15 protein-coding genes and 1 tRNA gene are annotated in these 17,774 nt (G+C 61.7%); 8 read left to right on the top strand and 8 right to left on the bottom strand.

All coding sequences use genetic code 11. The annotated features are described in order from the left end of the window. Nucleotides 1-244: 244 nt before the first annotated feature. Entirely contained in the window at nt 245-1,330 is a 1,086-nt protein-coding gene (locus tag ACFFWD_RS36485) for an AraC family transcriptional regulator (protein ID WP_376973942.1), read from the top strand. Here ACFFWD_RS36485 and ACFFWD_RS36490 read toward each other — a convergent pair. The 3 genes from ACFFWD_RS36490 to ACFFWD_RS36500 are packed head-to-tail and all read right to left on the bottom strand — an operon-like array spanning nt 1,303 to nt 3,635. After that, nucleotides 1,303-3,132: a carbamoyltransferase family protein gene (locus tag ACFFWD_RS36490; protein ID WP_376973944.1), complete on the bottom strand. Its 1,830-nt coding sequence runs from the start codon at nt 3,130-3,132 to the stop codon at nt 1,303-1,305. The genes ACFFWD_RS36485 and ACFFWD_RS36490 overlap by 28 nt on opposite strands. A 3-nt stretch (nt 3,133-3,135) precedes the next feature. Next, entirely contained in the window at nt 3,136-3,288 is a 153-nt protein-coding gene (locus ACFFWD_RS36495; protein WP_376973946.1) for a DUF5989 family protein, read from the bottom strand. Further along, nucleotides 3,288-3,635, bottom strand: coding sequence for an SxtJ family membrane protein (locus ACFFWD_RS36500; RefSeq protein WP_376973948.1), 348 nt, complete (start codon nt 3,633-3,635; stop codon nt 3,288-3,290). Before ACFFWD_RS36500 ends, ACFFWD_RS36495 begins: the two co-directional genes overlap by 1 nt. Before the next feature lie 263 nt (nt 3,636-3,898). Between ACFFWD_RS36500 and ACFFWD_RS36505 the strand changes: the two genes are divergently transcribed. Beyond that, complete coding sequence (locus ACFFWD_RS36505) at nt 3,899-5,044, top strand: SGNH/GDSL hydrolase family protein (protein ID WP_376973950.1); 1,146 nt, start codon at nt 3,899-3,901, stop codon at nt 5,042-5,044. A 26-nt stretch (nt 5,045-5,070) separates the two neighbouring features. Here ACFFWD_RS36505 and ACFFWD_RS36510 read toward each other — a convergent pair whose 3' ends face one another. Both ACFFWD_RS36510 and ACFFWD_RS36515 read right to left on the bottom strand, forming a co-directional pair. Then, on the bottom strand, nt 5,071-6,105 hold the full coding sequence (locus tag ACFFWD_RS36510; RefSeq protein WP_376973952.1) for an alpha/beta hydrolase: 1,035 nt from the start codon (nt 6,103-6,105) through the stop codon (nt 5,071-5,073). Nucleotides 6,106-6,118: 13 nt separating this feature from the next. Beyond that, nucleotides 6,119-7,213 carry an LLM class flavin-dependent oxidoreductase gene (locus tag ACFFWD_RS36515; protein ID WP_376973954.1) on the bottom strand — a complete coding sequence of 365 codons (1,095 nt, stop codon included), beginning with the start codon at nt 7,211-7,213 and terminating at the stop codon, nt 6,119-6,121. A 133-nt stretch (nt 7,214-7,346) separates the two neighbouring features. Here ACFFWD_RS36515 and ACFFWD_RS36520 point away from each other — a divergent pair. Further along, nucleotides 7,347-7,423, top strand: a tRNA-Arg gene (locus ACFFWD_RS36520). A 111-nt stretch (nt 7,424-7,534) separates the two neighbouring features. On the opposite strand, the gene ACFFWD_RS36525 is transcribed toward ACFFWD_RS36520, so the two are convergent. Then, nucleotides 7,535-8,470: an ABC transporter substrate-binding protein gene (locus ACFFWD_RS36525; protein WP_376973956.1), complete on the bottom strand. Its 936-nt coding sequence runs from the start codon at nt 8,468-8,470 to the stop codon at nt 7,535-7,537. Between the two features lie 320 nt (nt 8,471-8,790). Beyond that, entirely contained in the window at nt 8,791-9,672 is an 882-nt protein-coding gene (locus tag ACFFWD_RS36530; RefSeq protein WP_376973958.1) for an IclR family transcriptional regulator, read from the bottom strand. A gap of 123 nt (nt 9,673-9,795) precedes the next feature. Between ACFFWD_RS36530 and ACFFWD_RS36535 the strand changes: the two genes are divergently transcribed. The 5 genes from ACFFWD_RS36535 to ACFFWD_RS36555 all read left to right on the top strand — a co-directional run bounded on the left by ACFFWD_RS36535 (nt 9,796) and on the right by ACFFWD_RS36555 (nt 16,814). Continuing rightward, complete coding sequence (locus ACFFWD_RS36535; protein ID WP_376973960.1) at nt 9,796-10,950, top strand: acyl-CoA dehydrogenase family protein; 1,155 nt, start codon at nt 9,796-9,798, stop codon at nt 10,948-10,950. A gap of 58 nt (nt 10,951-11,008) precedes the next feature. Next, the gene (locus ACFFWD_RS36540) at nt 11,009-12,205 is read left to right on the top strand and encodes a CaiB/BaiF CoA transferase family protein (protein WP_376973962.1); all 1,197 of its coding nucleotides are present in this window, start codon (nt 11,009-11,011) and stop codon (nt 12,203-12,205) included. Nucleotides 12,206-12,272: 67 nt separating this feature from the next. Then, nucleotides 12,273-13,610, top strand: coding sequence for an MFS transporter (locus tag ACFFWD_RS36545; protein ID WP_376973964.1), 1,338 nt, complete (start codon nt 12,273-12,275; stop codon nt 13,608-13,610). 33 nt (nt 13,611-13,643) lie between these two features. After that, nucleotides 13,644-14,822: an acyl-CoA dehydrogenase family protein gene (locus ACFFWD_RS36550; RefSeq protein ID WP_376973966.1), complete on the top strand. Its 1,179-nt coding sequence runs from the start codon at nt 13,644-13,646 to the stop codon at nt 14,820-14,822. Between the two features lie 192 nt (nt 14,823-15,014). Continuing rightward, nucleotides 15,015-16,814 carry a chloride channel protein gene (locus tag ACFFWD_RS36555; RefSeq protein ID WP_376973968.1) on the top strand — a complete coding sequence of 600 codons (1,800 nt, stop codon included), beginning with the start codon at nt 15,015-15,017 and terminating at the stop codon, nt 16,812-16,814. Nucleotides 16,815-16,917: 103 nt separating this feature from the next. Here ACFFWD_RS36555 and ACFFWD_RS36560 read toward each other — a convergent pair whose 3' ends face one another. Further along, entirely contained in the window at nt 16,918-17,685 is a 768-nt protein-coding gene (locus ACFFWD_RS36560; RefSeq protein WP_376973970.1) for a crotonase/enoyl-CoA hydratase family protein, read from the bottom strand. Between the last annotated feature and the right edge of the window lie 89 nt (nt 17,686-17,774).

Here is a 17,774-nt window from a genome sequence, read left to right on the forward strand (position 1 = left end):
ATCCGGGCTATCTAATCGACCCCTACCACGGTCTCGCTACTCAGTTTGCGCAATTGACCCGCACCGATCCGGCCGGGTCAGATAGCCGCCTGAAGCGCTGGCCGGCCGCCCGCTTCTGTGCGCCGCAGCACGGGGCATCAGTATTGTCCCGGAATGTACGCCCCACTGGGCGGGACGTAGCTTCAAGCGGCGCTGTTGCGCAACGTGCGTCGGTGACGAGCTTTCCCTGGAGCCGGAGGCATCCATGGCTGGTCCTGCAACTGCGCGTTCTCGCATCCCGCTGCATGCCTTCCAGCATGTGCGGACCAGCAATGTCGGTGTGCTCGAGGCGGCGGTTCAACGCTTCTATCCCGGCGCAAAATTCGAGGTCAGCGACAGCGGCAAGCCGCTCGACTCCGTCGCCAATCGCTGCCAGCTGGGTGGGGTCGCGCTGGCCTATGCCAGGCAGGGCGCACGCGTGAAAATCGAAATTCCCTGTCTCGATGCCTATGCCGTTCTGTTCGCATGCGATGGCAGCGCGCGGGGACGCGTCGGCCGGGACGACGTCGACATTTCCGCCGACCGGGCCCTGATCGGATCGCCATCCGAGCGTGCGCAGCTGGACTACAGCGCCGAATTTCAACAGTTCGTTCTCAGCGTGACACCGAGGGCGATGTCCGGGAAGCTGGAAGCCCTGACCGGAGCGCCGCTGAAGGAGCGGCTCGTCTTTGCACCACGGGCCGACTTTCAACGCCCGGACACGGCGAACCTCAGGAAGCTGTTCCTGCTGCTCGTCGATTGCCTGGATTCCGGGACCTCGGCCTTGGATCCCCTGGCAGCGGCAGAGCTCGAGGAGGCGATGATCGTGTCGTTCCTGATGGCGAACGACCACAACTATAGTCCTCTGCTGCACCGACGTCCGCTGTCGGCAGCGTTCTGGCAGGTTCGCCGGGCCGAGGCCTATGTCGAGGCCAATTGGGAGCAGCCCCTGACGGTCGAGGCGCTGGCGCTGGTCGCCGGGGTGAGCGCGCGAACGCTGTTCTATTCCTTCAAGAAGAGCCGTGGCTATTCGCCGATGGATTTCGTGAAGCGCATTCGACTGAACCACGCGCGAATGATGCTGCTGGACAACCGCAATTCAACGTCCGTGACCGACGTGGCCTTCGCTTGCGGCTTCGGCAATCTTGGCCATTTCTCCGGCTACTATCGACGCGCATTCGGAGAGGCGCCATCGGCGACGCTGCGGCACGGTCCGAAAATACAGCACGAATTGTCGGGCAAATCCCTGCTGTCGCCCACCCGGGGAGCGCACCTCACGACGCCTCAATCCGGTTCGAATGCGGACCTGTAATCCTGCTTGAGATCGGAATTCTGCTCGGTCTTGCGCAGTATGCAGTTGCCGATCACGAGCATGTCCAGCTCGTTGCCCATGAAGCAGCGGAATGCATCTTCAGGCGTGCAGACGATCGGCTCGCCCCGCACATTGAAGCTGGTGTTGACCAGCACCGGGCACCCGGTTCGCGCTTTGAACCGCGTCAGCAGCCGATGAAAGCGCGGGTTGGTCTCGCGGCTGACCGTCTGAACGCGGGCGGAATAATCAACATGCGTAACGGCAGGAATGTCCGAGCGCGCGACATTGAGCCGGTCGATGCCGAACAGCGCCTGCTCTTCGGCGCTCATGGTGCGCTGCCGATCCCGTTTCACGTCGGCCACAATCAGCATGTAGGGACTATCGGCATCGAGCTCGAACCAGTTGGCGACCTCCTCGCGCAGCACCGCCGGCGCGAAGGGACGAAAGCTTTCGCGATACTTCACCTTGAGATTGAGGTTCTTCTGCATGGCCGGTGATCGGGGGTCGCCGAGGATCGAGCGCGCCCCGAGCGCACGCGGGCCGAATTCCATGCGGCCCTGAAACCACCCCACCGCGAGCTGATCGGACAGCGCCTCGACCGTCGCCTCGATCATCGCGTCTTCGCCAAGCACGACAAAATGCGCGCCACAGGCGGCGAGCCTTCGTTCGATGTCGGCTTGAGAAAACTCCGGACCGAGAAAGGCGCCGGACATTCCGTCTGTTACGGCGACGCTGCGCGGCTCGCCCTTGAACTGATGGAAGGCCGCAAGCGCCGCGCCGATCGCGCCGCCGGCATCACCCGCCGCGGGCTGGATCCAGAGGCGCTCGAATCGGCCGTCGCGCAGCACCTTGCCATTGGCCACGCAATTGAGCGCAACGCCACCGGCGAGGCAGAGATTGCGCGCGCCGGTTCGGCTTGCGAGGCTCCGCGTCAGCCGCAGCACCGCCTCGTCGAGCACCGCCTGAATGGAGGACGCGACATCCATGTGAAACGGAGTCAGCAACTGATCCGGCGACCGCACGGGCTGGCCGAACAGCCTGGCGAACCGCTCGTTGGTCATGGTGAGGCCGGTGCAATAGTCGAAGTAGGACATGTCGAGCCGGAATGATCCGTCCGGCTTCAGGTCGATCAAGTGATCCAGAATTAGCTGCGCGTATTTAGGCTCGCCGTAGGGCGCCAGGCCCATCAGCTTGTATTCGCCGGAATTGACCTTGAAGCCGATGTAATAGGTTACCGCCGAATAGAGCAGGCCGAGCGAATGGGGAAAATGGATCTCCTGGAAGATCTCGAGGCGGTTGCCTTCACCGGTCGCGGCCGACGTCGTCGCCCACTCGCCGACGCCGTCCATGGTCAGCACGGCCGCTCGCTCGAATGGCGACGGGTAGAAGGCGGACGCCGCGTGGCTTAGATGATGCTCGGCGAACAACAGCTTTTCGGATGCGAAGTTGTCGTCGAACTCCTGGAGCCTGCTCCGCAACAGGCTTTTCTGAAACAGCTTCTCCCTGAGCCACAGCGGGACGGCCATCTGGAATGAACGAAAGCCGCGTGGCGCAAATGCGACATAGGTTTCGAGCAGCCGCTCGAATTTCAGGAAAGGCTTGTCGTAGAACACGACATGATCAATCTCCGAAAGCTTTGCGCCGGCCGCTTCCAGGCAGTAGGCAACCGCATGGCGCGGAAACGATGCGTCATGCTTCTTTCGGGTGAAGCGCTCCTCCTGCGCTGCAGCAATGATGCGGCCGTCCTCGATCAGCGCCGCGGCGCTATCGTGATAGAACGCGGAAATGCCGAGAATGCGCATCGCTCAGAACAATGTGTAGATGAACGGTGCGACCACAGAACCCTTCGCCACGACGGCGAGGCCGCCGAATACCACCATCATGATGACGATCGGCGCGAGCCAGAACTTCTTCCGCACGCGCATGAAGCGCCAGAGCTCGGCCAGAAAATCGACCATCAGAACTGGTCTCTCATCGTTTCCGGTGCCGGCCCGGGCGGGCGGGCGATCCAATAGCTCGCGGCGTCAGCCTCGCGTTTCAGCCGCAGGAGATCCCTGCCGCGCAGCCGCATGACGAGGCCGGTCGGCAATATAGTGCCATAGAACAGAAGACCCATGATGATCGGGTTGACGAGCTTGTGCAGAAGCAGGCCGAGCTTCATCCAGAGTCGATTTAGCGGATGCAGCAAAGATGGACGCCGCCAGGCCACGACGAGAAGCAGCACCGCTGCGGACAAGGCCCATGGCCACAACCGGCCCTGATGCCAACCGTTGAAGACGCTCAGGAGCGCGAGCGCACCCGCCATCACCCAACCGAATATCCGATCCGACCCCGGACGCAGCGCCTCATCGCGGGTGAAAGTTTCATAGGTCGACGGGGGCATCAGGACTGGCCAAGCCTCCATGGATATTCCAAGCTGTTCTATCAGGTGTCCGGGACAGGGTCGCTGGGTTTTTTTCTCCTTCCCCCAAGGGCGCCCGGCAGATGGGAATTTTGATTCGAGACAAGCCGTGGCCCTGAGTTTCGTGGATCGATTGAGCCGTCCAGAGTTCGTTTTGGAGATACTCAATGAAGCGATGGTTACGCCTCCTCGGGCTCGGGGCATCGCTGTTCATCACCTGGACCGTGATTTTCGAGATCGGATTGCGGCTCCAGCAATATTTCGGCCCGCTGTTCGATCTGGAGATGGCGAGCGTCAACCTGAACTGGGAATCCGACGTTCTGAACCACCGGCCGGCACCGGAACGGCAGAACCTGTGCATCTACGGCGATCTCACCGGCTTCAGCTACAAGAGATCCTATGACGCGAACGGCGTCAGGATCATCGACGACAAGGCCCTGCTGGAGGGGTGCCAAAAACCAACCTCGGTCTTGTTCCTCGGCGATTCCTTCATGGAAGGCTATGACGACGCGAACACACTGCCGTACCACGTCGCAAAATACTTCAAGACGGAACGGGAGGTTTGCCTCAAGACCCACAATGCCGGATACACGTCCTACGCCCCGTCGATCTTCATCCCGCAGGCGAAGATACTGCTGCCGATCGTGCGTCCCGACTACATCGTGGTCGACGTGGACGAGACCGATCTCTACGACGACTTCGTCCGATACCGAGAGCTGATTGTCCGCGACGAGCGCGGACAGAATATCGGCGTCAGGGCTTCGCCGATCGGACACGAATGCAGCGTCGGCCTGATGCAGGCTCGCGCGCATTCATTGTATCTGACGCGGTTCGCGGCAAAGACCTGGCTTTCCCTCGTGCACATGCCGGCGGTGATCAGGAAAGACCGATCGGACGATCTCGTTCTGTTTTCCTATTCGCAGGACCATGACGCCGATCTCGTGCGGAAATATGCGGCCCCGCTCTCGACTTTCGGGCAGAACCTGCAGGAGCTGGCCGATGTCTTGAAGGGCTACGCCGGGGATGGGGCCCGGGTGCTCTTCATCTTTCACCCGCATCTCGGGCACTTGAAGCCCGGCGCGGACGGCCGGGTCTGGAACGATCTCGTCAGCTCCACGGTGCAAGCAATGTGCATCAGGAACGGATTTCTTTTCTTCAATGCCACCGAGACATTGAAGCAGCGGTTCGGATCGCGCCCGGAAGAACTCTATTGGCGGCCAGGCGATATGCATTTCAGCTTCAAGGGATTGGAAGAATATTCCAACGCGGTCGCAGCGTTCATGGCTTCGCACATGATCAAGCCGAAGGATTGATCGCCATCGCCTGTGGCCACGCCCGGTCAGCGCGCGGCTTCACAGCCGGGAATGTCGAACAGTGCGGTCAGGCCGCAAGGTGAGGTCAGCATCTTGCCGCCCTGATGGCCGACCCCGGGCACGTCCCACACGCTGTGGTTCGGCGTGCCGTTGTCGCGAGCCTGCATCGCTGCGACGTAGGCGTGGCCGCGCGCATAGCGATACGGCCCTTCCGCTTCGGCCATGCACGATTTGTCGAGCGCGGGATGGTTGGGATCGGTATCGAGCGTCCCCAACAGATAGATCACGCGCCGCGCGACATAGGCCTGCTCCAGCGCGGCCGCGGTCGGCGCCGCGAGATAGGGCGGACGATCCTCCATGCCGAACTTCCAGCGGTTGAAGCCGTCGCAGTGCGCGGCGATTGCCGGCTCCGGCCGGTCGGCGCTGAAATAGGCGTATGATGAGGGATTGGCGATCACGTAGCGCACGTCGATACCTTCACGCAGCAGCACCTGATCGCCCTTGGCCGCGATCGCATAGCGCTGCACCACCTGCGCGCCGCCGGAATGGCCGAACACGACCACCTGCTTCAGGTTCGGAAGCAGCCGGCGGTCGCCGAGCCTTGCCAGGATCGCGTCCAGCGCGTCGAACGAGCTCGCCGGGCCCGGCCCGATCGCGGGCTCGCCGCCCTGCCAGCCATAGAGGCTCCAGCGCAGCGTGTCGGCCGGCAGCTTGAACGCATCGACATCGGATTCGATCAGGAATTGCGGCGCGATCATCAGCGCGCTCCTGCCGACCTCTCCCGCCGCCGCCTGCGCGCGCCGCGCGGATTCGAAATAATTGTCGGCATCGCGCAGCACGCCGTGCAGCACGAGGATCGCGCGCGTGATCTCCGGCAGCGGATGGGACCAGTCCGCGGACACGTAGAGCGGGAATATCGCCGTGCCCACCGCAATACGCGCGCCGGCGATCTCCTTGACCGGCTTGCGATGGCGCTCGGTTTCGTCCGCAGACGCACCGGACGTCGTTATCCATGTCAAGGCGAGCATCGCCGAGGCCGCAAGCGTCCGTCTGATGTGCATGGCTTCACCCCGTCTATGATTGCGCGCCCTTATCCGCAAGCCGGCCACGGTTGCTCGCCGCCAGGATCGGGCGGATCAGGCGGCCGAAGCGCTCGGCCTCCTCGTCATGCAGGTAGCCGGACAGGCAGAACGAGTGGCAGCCGGCATCGATGAACTGCTGCAGCGTCGCGGCGCATTGCGCGGGATTGCCGACGACGGCGATGCCGGCGCCGGGCCGCACCTTCGTAATGCCGCTCCACAGATGCGGCATCAGGAGATCGCCATAGTCGCGCGCGAGCTGCTGCACGCGCCGGTTGGCTTCCGAGCGGTTGTAGAGCGTCTTCATCTCCTGCTTCTGCCGCTCGGTGGCGTGGCGCACCAGCTGGTCAGCCGCTTCCCAGGCATCCGCCTCGGTCTCGCGGCAGATCACCTGCAGCCGCATGCCGAAGCCGATCGCGTCCTCGCGATCATGGGCGCGCGCCATCCGCCTGATCTCGGCGATGTTCTCGGCGATACGCTCCGGCAGGTCGCCCCAGAACAGATGCACGTCGGAATGTTTCGCGGATAATTCCCAGGCCTGCCGCGAGCCGCCGCCGAGATAGAATTTCGGGAACGGCTGCTGCAGTGGCCGCGGCCTGATATGCGCGCCCGAGATGGTGTGGAATTTGCCCCGGACGTGCACCGGGCCCCGCGTGGTCCACAGCGCCTTGAGGATCGAGACCTCCTCCTCCATCAGCTCATAGCGTTCCTCCTTGGCATGGCGCACGCCCTCGGCCTCGACCTCGCTCTCGTTCTGGCCGGCGATCAGGTTGACGCAAATGCGCCCGCCCGACATCTGGTCGAAGGTCGAGATCATCTTGGCCAGCAGCACCGGATTGATGTAGCCGGGACGTGCCGCGATCAGCGGCTTGATCGACGACGAACGCGCCGCCATGAACGCGCCCGTGATCCAGGCCTCCCAGCAGACCGAGCCGACCGGAATCAGCAGATATTCGAAGCCGGCGTCCTCGGCGGCCTTCACCACGCGGTCGCACAGTTCCACCGAGCCCGGAATCTGGGCCTCCATCAGCCCATAGGCCGTGGTGTCGCCATGCGTGGGCAGATACCAGCCAAATTCCAGCGGACGCATGCCGATCTCCCTCGAGACGCGGTTTTCCGCGTGCAAACTCGTTGGGAGGCAGTTTACAGCCTCTGGGCCGCCCGACAACGCCCGCCAAGGCCGTTGCCGACCCGGGGCCAATCAGCTAAATGAGGCCCTGCACGCACCCGTAGCTCAGCTGGATAGAGCGTTGCCCTCCGAAGGCAAAGGTCACACGTTCGAATCGTGTCGGGTGCGCCAGTTTTTCTTTATTTCTCAGCGCGATACGCACGCGCGCGCCGAAGACTCCAGCTTTTCTCATTCGAGCGAGTAAGCAGGTTCTGGAGAAAATTCGCACTGCAGATAGCCGGATTAAATCGTGGTGAGATAGAGACTCGAGTCGAAATACTCGGTGACCGGTTTCGGGTTTGCGACGCCAGCGTCGGTCGTGAAGAAATCGCTGATCTGCTGCAGCCATTTGGTGACTGTGCCATCGGTATAGAGCCGCCTCCATTCGCGCGAGGAAAACATTTTTTGCACCTTGAGTGCCTCCGCGATATCAGCGGGGGTGGCCCGCGGGTAATGCTTTTTCAACACCTCACCTGCGGCCTTACTGTTGCGGATCATGTAATCGTTGGCATCGGCCCAGCCACGGATGATCCGGGCGAACACATCCCTGTTGGCAAAAAAATAGTCGTGACGCGCGACCCAGCCGCCAACCACGGCGGATTGCGGATAGAAGGCTGATGCGTCCGCCAGCTTGATCGCGTCGGGCACCTTCTGACGCATGGTGACATGGAACGGCACCCAGGGCGCGACGGCCGGCACTTCGCCCGCGATGAACGCTTTCACCGCCGCAGGCATGCTGCTGTTGACGATCTCGACATCGGAAGGCGCCAGACCGTTGGCGCGCCGCGCGCGATCGAGGAAGATATGGGCGGTGGTCTTGATGGTCGTCGCAACACGTCTGCCGTGCAAATCGGCAAAGGAGGTCCTCGCGCCCCGATCCGGGCGCGCCCAGAGCTGCGCGGTGGCAATCTCCACGGCGTTGATCAGGAACGCGGTATATCCGCCAAGCGGCAGCAAGCTCGATATCACGGCGCCAGCCGACGGCACCTCGAGTTTGCCGGCGGCCATCGCCTGAACCACCTCAAGGCCGGTATTGAACTCGACCAGGTCGAAATCGATACCTTGTTTGTCGAACGAACCGTCGTCGAGACCGGTCAAGATCTGGCCGTCGGCCGCGACGACGTGGCGATAACCGAGCCGCAGCCTTGCTGCGTGCCTGTGCCAGCGCCGGCGCAGCAAGGCCGGCCGTCCCTAGCGCCAATCCGGCGGCGCTGGTCAGGAGTTGCCGGCGATCGATCATCCGCTGTCGCGGGCATGGATTGTTGCTCATGTCGGTGCGTTGACAGGTCGAGCAGTCGCTGCTGCCATACGACGCCGCGCAGTCGCTCGGCGTGATATTACGCGACACCGTCCCAGGGATATTCGGCCAGGAAATCACCGATCCGCAGCAAGGCGGCGGCTCGCTTTACGGTGGCTCTACGAATGCTGAATGAGTGCCGTTTCTGCCTTTGGATTGTATCTTCATTCGCACAATTGCCACGGCAAGCGCGGAACGCCAATCAAGAAACCCCCATCATTGCTTCGACGCTGCGCACCATCGAAACGAGCCGTGGTCCGATATCGCGTGTCAATTGACCGTCGCCGAGCAAGAACGAGGAGACGCCGCAATTGAAGACTAGAATCGTTCCATCCGCCATCGAACGCATAGGGACCGCAACGGCATGAATTTCGCGTCGCAGATCACCGTAGGAAACACAATATCCCTGTTCCCGGTAGTCTCGGATGCTTTCGGTGATCTGCTGTTGGAAGGACTCCCAGTCTTCCGGCGTCTTTACCTTGATTTCGTTGATCAGGCCTTCGCGCTCTTCATGTGAATAGGCCGCAAGCAGGGCGCGTCCCATCGCGGTACGCGCCACGGGATAACTCAAGCCAACGTCTGGTGGCTGGATGCTCGGCGCATCGCCCCGGCTACTCTCCAGATAGACGACGTTAAGACGGTCGCGCATGCCCAGCGACACCGAACCGCGGACGAAATCCGCCAGTTCCTTCATGAACGGTCGTGCGATCTGCCGAATGTTGAGACTGGCCAGAAGCGGATAACCAAGCGACAGCACTGCCGGTCCTAGCTGGTACTTGCCACTGATTCGGTTGATCCGCAGATAGCCCAGACGAACGAGCGTGTAGGTAAAGCGCGAGATGGTCGCCTTGGCCATGCCGGTTCGCTCGGCCAGTTCGGCGTTGCCGAGCTGAGTGTCGCGTGGCGTAAAGCAATGCAGCACCTCAAGCCCACGCGCTAAGGTTGCTGCGAACTGTCTGTCGTCGGCAAAGTCGTCCGGCAGGTAGTGCGCCGCCGGTGCACGCCAATCGACGGGCGCGCCGTAATCGGCGCGATTTTCCTGGGGCGCCGACCCGTTGCGCCTCTTTTTCTGCTTCGACCCCATCTGCTTAGATCCTCTAATTTCGACTATTCAAGCTATGTTCTGCATAGTGAAACAATCGTTGATATATGATCAAACGTGCGCGACACCAATGTCAAGATCGATAAGAGATACGAGGAAACGACGATGGTGAGAGACGAGGCGTCATTCGGCCAGCTCCTGGACGCCACTCGCCGGTTTGTGCGCGACAAGGCGATCCCCAGGGAGGCGGAGGTCGAGCAATCTGACGAGATTCCTGCGGACCTCGTCGAGACGATGCGCCGGGGCGGGTTTTTCGGCTGGAGCATTCCGGAGAGCTATGGCGGAGCCGGCCTGACCACGGAAGAACTGGTGTTCGCCGCAATCGAGCTTTCGCAATGTGCGGTCGCCTTTCGCGCGCGCGTCGGTACCAACACCGGTATTGGTTCCGAGGGCATCGTCGTTGACGGTACCGAGGAGCAAAAGCAACGATATTTACCGCGCCTTGCCCGCGGTGAATGGACGTCCTGTCTTGCGATCACCGAACCGGAGGCCGGCTCGGAAGCATCGAATGTTCGCACCATCGCGCGGCGCGACGGCGATAGCTTCATCCTCGATGGTGAGAAGCGTTACATCACCAACGCGCCGATCGCCGACGTGTTTACAATCACCGCCAGGACCGAGCCGGGAAGCAAGGGCGCCAAAGGAGTCTCTGCATTCATCGTCGAACGTGGCACGCCGGGACTTTCCACCGGGAAGCCGTACCGCAAGATGGGGCAGGCGGGATCGCCGGTCGGCAGCGTGTTTCTCGACGGTTGCCGGGTGTCCGCAGCCAGCATCATTGGTGGGGTCGAGGGCGCCGGCTTTAGGACTGTCATGAAGGCGCTGAACAAGCAGCGCATCCATCTGGCCGCACTGTCGACCGGCCCTGCGATCCGCATGCTTGAACTGGCTGTGGAACACGCGAAGACGCGCGCTCAATTCGGGCAACCGATCGCCAATCACCAGTTGGTCCAGGCATTGATCGCGGATTGCCGGACCGAAATATTCGCGGCGCGTTCGATGATCGTGGAAACAGCACGCATGCGGGACCGTGGCGAAGACATCATGCAGGAAGCGTCGATGTGCAAATATTTCGCGACGGAAATGTGCGGGCGAGTCGCTGATCGCTGTGTTCAAATCTTCGGCGGCGCCGGATTCGTCGCCGACTACGGTTCGATCGAGCGCTGGTATCGGGACGTCAGGCTGTTCCGCCTCTATGAGGGCACAAGCCAGATCCACCAGCTCAACATTGCTCGCCTCACGCTGAACGAAGCGCGTTAGCTCGACCTCTTCGACGACTGAGATTTCGAATAGTGACTTTGAAACAAGGAAATCCGGAATGAGTGGACCTTTGGCTGGCCTCAGGGTGCTTGATATTGCAACGATCATTGCGGCGCCGCTTGCAGCAACCCTGCTTGCCGACTACGGCGCGGACGTCTGGAAGATCGAAATGCCCGGACAGGGAGACGGCATCCGGATGTTTCCGCCGTTAAAGGACAGCAAGCCGTTGTGGTGGAAGTCGGCGAACCGCAACAAGAAGTTCGCAACGCTGGATCTTCGCAAGCCCGAAGGCGTCGAACTGTTCAAGCAGCTGATTTCAGGCTTCGACGTGCTGATCGAAAATTTCCGTCCCGGCACGCTCGACCGATGGGGCTTGCCGAAGGAAGTGCTGTGGTCGATCCAGCCGCGCCTCGTGATCCTGCGCGCGACCGGCTTCGGACAGGACGGGCCTTACCGCAACCGGCCGGGTTTTGCCCGAATCTTCGAAGCAATGGGGGGATTGACCTACATCACCGGAGAAGCCGACGGCCAGCCGATGCATCCGGGCTATCCGATCGGCGACTCGATCGGAGGGCTGTTCGGAGCGGTAGGCGTCCTTGCCGCGCTGTGGAAGCGTGCGCGCGATCCGAACGCGCCGGGCGAAGAGATAGATCTCGCGCTGACCGAGGCGACGTTCCGACTTCTGGACATTCTGCCTACCGAGTTCGACCAGTTCGGCGCGGTCCGCGGCAGGACAGGAAATGCGAACGCCTATTCGGCGCCGGCGGCCGTCTACCGGACGAAAGACGATCGATGGGTGACGCTTGCGGGCTCCACCAATCCGCTCTTCGCGGCAAATTGCCGGGCGATCGGCCGGGCCGACCTCATCGACGATCCGCGGTTCGTCAACAATGCCAAGCGAGTTGAATATTCACAGGAGTTGAACGAGATCTTCTCGACGTGGTGCTCCGAGCATACGCTCGAGCAGGTGCTCTCCACGTTCGAGGCGGCGCAGGGCACGATTGCTCCGATCTATTCCATAGACCAGATCGCAGTCGACCCCCAAGTCAAGGCGCGCGAAGTCATCACCCGAATCCCCGACAAGGATTTCGGTTCGATCGCGACGCCGTGCGTCGTACCGCGCTTTTCGGTCGATCCAACATCGCAGCGTAACGCCGCCGGCGCCCTCGGACAGGACAACAGGGAACTCTACGTGGATGGACTCGGTCTTGCGCACGACGACTTCGAACGGCTGGCACGCAACAAGGTGATCTAAGCGTTTCGGCATCGGTCCATGATGCAAAGGCGTTTCTGCAAAAATTAGATACCAAGGGACTGGAAGCATGAGCATGTCACAATCGACCGCTCCTCCGGGCGCGACGGAGTTCGCCGCCGAGACCGAGGCAGTCTACCGAAAATTGACGTTGCGGCTGATGCCGTTCCTGATCCTCTGCTACATCATTTCGTATCTTGACCGCGCCAACATCGCCTTTGCGAAACTTCAGTTCATGGGGGATCTCGGGTTCTCCGAAGCCGCATACGGCCTCGGTGCTGGCCTGTTCTTCGTGGGCTACGTCCTGTTCGAAGTCCCCAGCAACATCATGCTTCGGCGCATCGGCGCGCGGAAGACCCTGCTCAGGATCATGGGTCTATGGGGACTGATTTCCTGCGCGATGATGTTCGTCTCGACGCCGTTGCAGTTTTACGTGATGCGCTTCCTGCTCGGGGCCGCTGAAGCAGGATTCTTCCCCGGCGTAATCTTCTATTTGACTTTCTGGTTTCCGGCGAGCCGGCGAGGTCGCGTGACCGGCTATTTCATGATGGGCGCTGCCTTTGCCGGCATCATCGGCGGGCCGGTTGCAACCTGGATCATGATTCATGCGGCCGATCTGCTGGGATTGAAGGGATGGCAGTGGTTGTTCATGGTCGAGGGCTTTCCCGCCGTTGTGCTTGGCATTTGCGCCTATTTCTACCTGAACGACGGCCCGAAGCAGGCCGCATGGCTACCCGACAAAGAGAAGAACATCGTCCTTGACGGGCTCGCTGCCGAGGACGAAGGACATTCGACGGGCCACGGCCACGGATTGCGTGACGCGCTGGCCAATCCGAAGCTATATATCGGCATTCTCGCTTACTTCACGGTCGTGGTGTCGTTCAACGCTATCGCGTTCTGGACGCCAACAATCTTCAAGGATGTGGGCGTCAAGGACCTGTCAAACGTCGGGCTCCTTTCCAGCCTCGTCTTCTTCGCGGGTGCACTCGGCAACTATTTCATCGGTTACAGCTCGGACCGCTACCTCGAGCGGCGATGGCACTTTGCAGCGTGTGCGCTGGTGATCGCAGTCTGCTTTGCCTTGCTGCCAATGGCTGCGCACAACATCGCCTTCGCGGTTGTCCTGATGATGAGCGCCGCGGCTGCGTCGTATGGCGGCTTCGTGGTGTTCTGGACGATGCCGCCCAGTTTTCTGAATCAGGCCTCCAGGGCCGGCGGAATCGCGCTGATCACGGCATTTGGCGGATTCGGCCAGTTCGTCAGCCCGACCGTCATCGGCTGGACAAGATCCATGACGGGCAGCATCTACCTCGGATTCTCGATTCTCGGAATCATCTCGCTTATTGGTGCCGCGATCATCCTCGTGGGGATTGCGCCGCCGGCTGCGGGGCAGGACAAGAAGCGCTGAGCGAGGCATTTTCGAAATGGGATGGAGCCTGTCATGAAATCCGCAAATATTTTCGGTCATAGCGAAACCCTGATGGATTTGCAGGCTCGCATGCGCGACTTCGTCGATCGCGAGGCCATTCCGCGGGAACACCCGGACCTGGTGCATGATGTCGAGAAGCTGGATCAGATCGCGCATCTGCTTCGTGAGAAAGCCAAGGCCGCTGGGCTTTATGCACCGCAATTGCCGACGACCTACGGCGGGCTCGGCCTGTCTTGGCGCGACCGTGCGGTCATTCTCGAAGAGGCCGGCCGCAGCTTTCTCGGGCCACTTGCCATCAATTGCGCGCCGCCCGATCAGCCCAACATGATCAATCTGATCCAGCACGGGACGAACGATCAGAAGAAGAGATATCTCGAATCGTCGATTCGTGGAGACATCCGGTCCTGTTTTGCCATGACCGAACCGGCACCGGGTGCCGGATCTGACCCGTCGATGTTAAAGACGCGGGCCCGGCGCAAGCAGGGCGGATGGGTCATCGACGGCCGCAAGTGGTTCATCAGCGGCGCGGTCGGCGCCGCGTTTGCGATCGTGCTCGCGCAGACCGACGAAGGCGCCACGATGTTCATCGTCGATGCAGAAAATCCCGGCTACCACGTGCTCAGGAATATCCCTAGCATCGACGGCTATCAGATAGGCGGTCATGGCGAAATCGATTTCGTCAACTGCGAAGTGAATGACGATGCCGTTCTCGGCGAGATCGGGAAGGGATTCACCTATGCGCAGGTTCGCCTGGAGCCGGCGCGCATTTCGCATTGCATGCGTTTCATCGGACGCGCATCGCGCGCAATGAGTATTGCTCGGGATTACGTCAACACACGGTACTCGTTCGGATCTCGGCTGTCCGAATTGCAGCAGGTCCAGGCGATGGTGGCCGACTCGCATATCGATCTGCATGCGTGCCGCCTGATGACATGGCACGCAGCGGCGAAAATGGACGCGGGTGAATCCATCAAACACGAGTCGGCGATGACCAAGGTGTTCGTTTCGGAGGCCGTTTGCAGGGTTGCTGACCGCGCTGCGCAAATAATGGGCGCGCTTGGCATGTCCGAAGACACTCCGGTTTCACTGATTCTCCGGGAACTTCGCCCGTTTAGGATTTACGACGGCGCGTCCGAACTGCACCGCGCCACCTTGGCACGTCGCATTCTCAAGGGAGGCCTGCGCGCCTGACACCGTTGGATCAATACGACGACGGGCGCGCCGGCCGGCAGCCCACGCACCGTCGCGGCCTAGCGGGGCTGGGCGTGATACGGCGGCGGCAGCGAATGCCGTCGCCCGATTGTTTGATGCGAGAAAACAGTCGGCGAGCGACCGATTTGCCATCCGCATTGTTGGAAGAATGGCTGAGGTGGGAAGCGTCAGATGGTGTCGGTCGTTTGGGCGAGGTTGGAAAAGAAGGTTCGTGTTGCGCGCGCCGTGGTCCGGCTGCGCACCTTGATGAGGACGCACGGATCTTTGCTGATCCCGCTGGCGATGATCCTCGGCCTTTGCGCCGGGGTCGTAGTGGTCATCATGAGCTATATCTCACAACTGGCGCATGTGGCGATTTACGGCATCCCGATCGATGTCCGATTGAGCGCGCACAGTGCAGTTAATCCCTTTGTGGCGCTGGTAGCGCCAACCGTCGGCGGTCTCGTCCTGGGATGCATGGAGTGGTCGCGGCGGCGATGGAAGCTCTCAAATGCAACCGATCCGATTGAGGCCAATGCGCTGCGCGGCGGCAATATGTCCATGCGCGACAGCCTGGTCGTCAGTGGCCAAACGTTGATTTCAAATGGCTGCGGCGCGTCGGTGGGACTGGAGGCGGGCTATACCCAGATCGGGTCAGGGATGGCGTCGATCGTGGGACGCATTCTGAATCTGCGGCGCAGCGATGTTCGCCTGATGGTCGGCTGCGGCGCGGCGGCCGCCATCGCCGCCGCCTTCAATGCGCCGCTCACGGGCGCGTTCTATGCCTGCGAGCTAGTGGTCGGCGTCTACGCGATCAGCAGTGCGGCGCCGATTTTCGTGGCCGCGCTCGCCGGCTCGATGGTCGCCGAGAGGCTCGGCGGCGCGCCCTATTCGCTGGGGCTGCCCGATGTCGGCATCGAGACCCTTCAGCAGTCGTTCGCGCTGATCGTACTCGGCCTCCTCGCGGGTGGCCTGGGAATTGCTGTGATGCGCATCGCGGCGAAGGTCGAGCAGGCTTTCAACCGGACGTGGATTCCGGTCTGGTCGAGACCCGCTCTGGGCGGGATTTGCGTTGGCGCGATGGCCATCTATACCCCGCAGGTTCTTGGGGCAGGCCACGGCGCGATGCTGCTCGATCTGCATCACGATATGGCCGCGACGGCCATCGTCATTCTAATCGTCCTGAAATTAGCGGCCTGCACGATATCGCTGGGGTCCGGTTTCAGGGGAGGATTGTTCTTCGCATCGTTATTCGTCGGATCGATGTTCGGAAAGCTATATGCGATCGTGGTCGCACTGCCGTTCCTCGGGTTGAAGCTCGGCCTCGATCCGACGACGGTCGCGCTGACCGGGATGGCGACGCTGGGCGTCGCCATCGTTGGCGGCCCGCTGACGATGGCGTTTCTCGTGCTTGAGATGACCCGGAGCCTCGATGTCGCGGCGGCGGTGCTCGCGGCCTGCATCACCACGAGCGCGTTCGTTCGCGAGACGTTCGGCCACTCGTTCTCGACATGGCGGCTGCATCTGCGCGGCGAAACCATCAGCAGCGCGCGCGATATCGGATGGCTGCGGAATCTGACGGTCGCCTCCATGATGCGGACCGATGTTCGAGCCGTTTCTGACACCATGACCATCTCTGAATGCAGACAGAATTTTCGTCTCGGATCGAGCCAGGCAATCTTTGCTGTCGATGGGAAAGGAAAATACCGTGGCGTCGTTTCTCTGCCGGAAATCTTCTCTAGCGATCTCGACAGCGCCGCGGACACGACGAGAGTTCTTGAACTGGCACGTCACGGCAGCACGGTTCTTCTTCAATCGATGGATGTGAAGATTGCGATGGGTTGCTTTGAGCGGGCTGAAGCCGACATTCTACCTGTCGTCGACGTAGCCTCCAGCGATGCAATCGTCGGCTTCCTGACCGAAGCCTATGCAAGACGCCGCTACATGCAGGAACTGGACCGTTCAATCGCCGGGGTTGCACGGGCTCTGTAGAAGGGGCCTCCTTCGGTTCGATAGGCAGTCAAAGGCAGCGAGCGGAGGATCAGCGTCGGTTTTGGCTCGATCGAAGCCGACGCTCCCTCAACGGAGCCGATGGCTATTTGCCCTTCCAGTTCGGAGCGCGTTTTTCGGCAAAGGCCGCCGCGCCCTCGCGGGCATCCTCGGACACGAAGACCGGCGCGACGATCTCCTGCTGCTTCTTCCACATCTGGTCTTCCAGCCAGAGCCGGGATTCGACGATCACCCGCTTGGATGCCTTCACGGCGAGCGGGCCGTTTGCGCCGATCGCTGCCGCAAGCTCAAGCGCGGCGTCGAGGGCGGGGCCATCTGTCAGGCGGTTGATGATGCCGAGTTCGTAGGCGCGCTCCGCGCCGAAGAACTCGCCGGTCAAAGCAAATTCCATCGCTACGCGGAACGGCATCTGGCGCGGCATGCGGATCAGCCCGCCGGCCGCGGCCGCCAGTCCGCGCTTCACCTCGGGGATGCCGAACTTGGCGTTGCGGTTGGCGACGATCATGTCGCACGACAGCGCGATCTCCATCCCGCCGGCGAGCGCGTAGCCGTCCACGGCCGCAATCAGCGGCTTCTTCGGCGGCGCCTCGGTGAGGCCGGCGAAGCCGCGACCGGGGATCGACGGCCGCTCGCCCTTCAGGAACCCCTTGAGGTCCATACCCGAGCAGAATGTGCCGCCGGCGCCGGTGATGATGCCGACGCTCAAGGCATCGTCGGCGTCGAGCCGATCGAGCGCCGCGGCCACGCCCTTGGAGAGGGCGAGGTTGGCCGCATTCTTGGCTTCCGGCCGGTTCAGCGTGATGATCAGGATAGGTCCGCGGACGTCAGTCAGGACCGGCGTTTCTTCGGACATCGCTTTCGTCTCCTGTTGCCGTGCAGATCGCCTAGGACCAATCCACATTCAGGATTCCCATAGCTGAATGATGCTGAATCAATGCGTTC

This window comes from Bradyrhizobium erythrophlei (assembly GCF_042430365.1).
GTDB lineage: Bacteria > Pseudomonadota > Alphaproteobacteria > Rhizobiales > Xanthobacteraceae > Bradyrhizobium > Bradyrhizobium erythrophlei.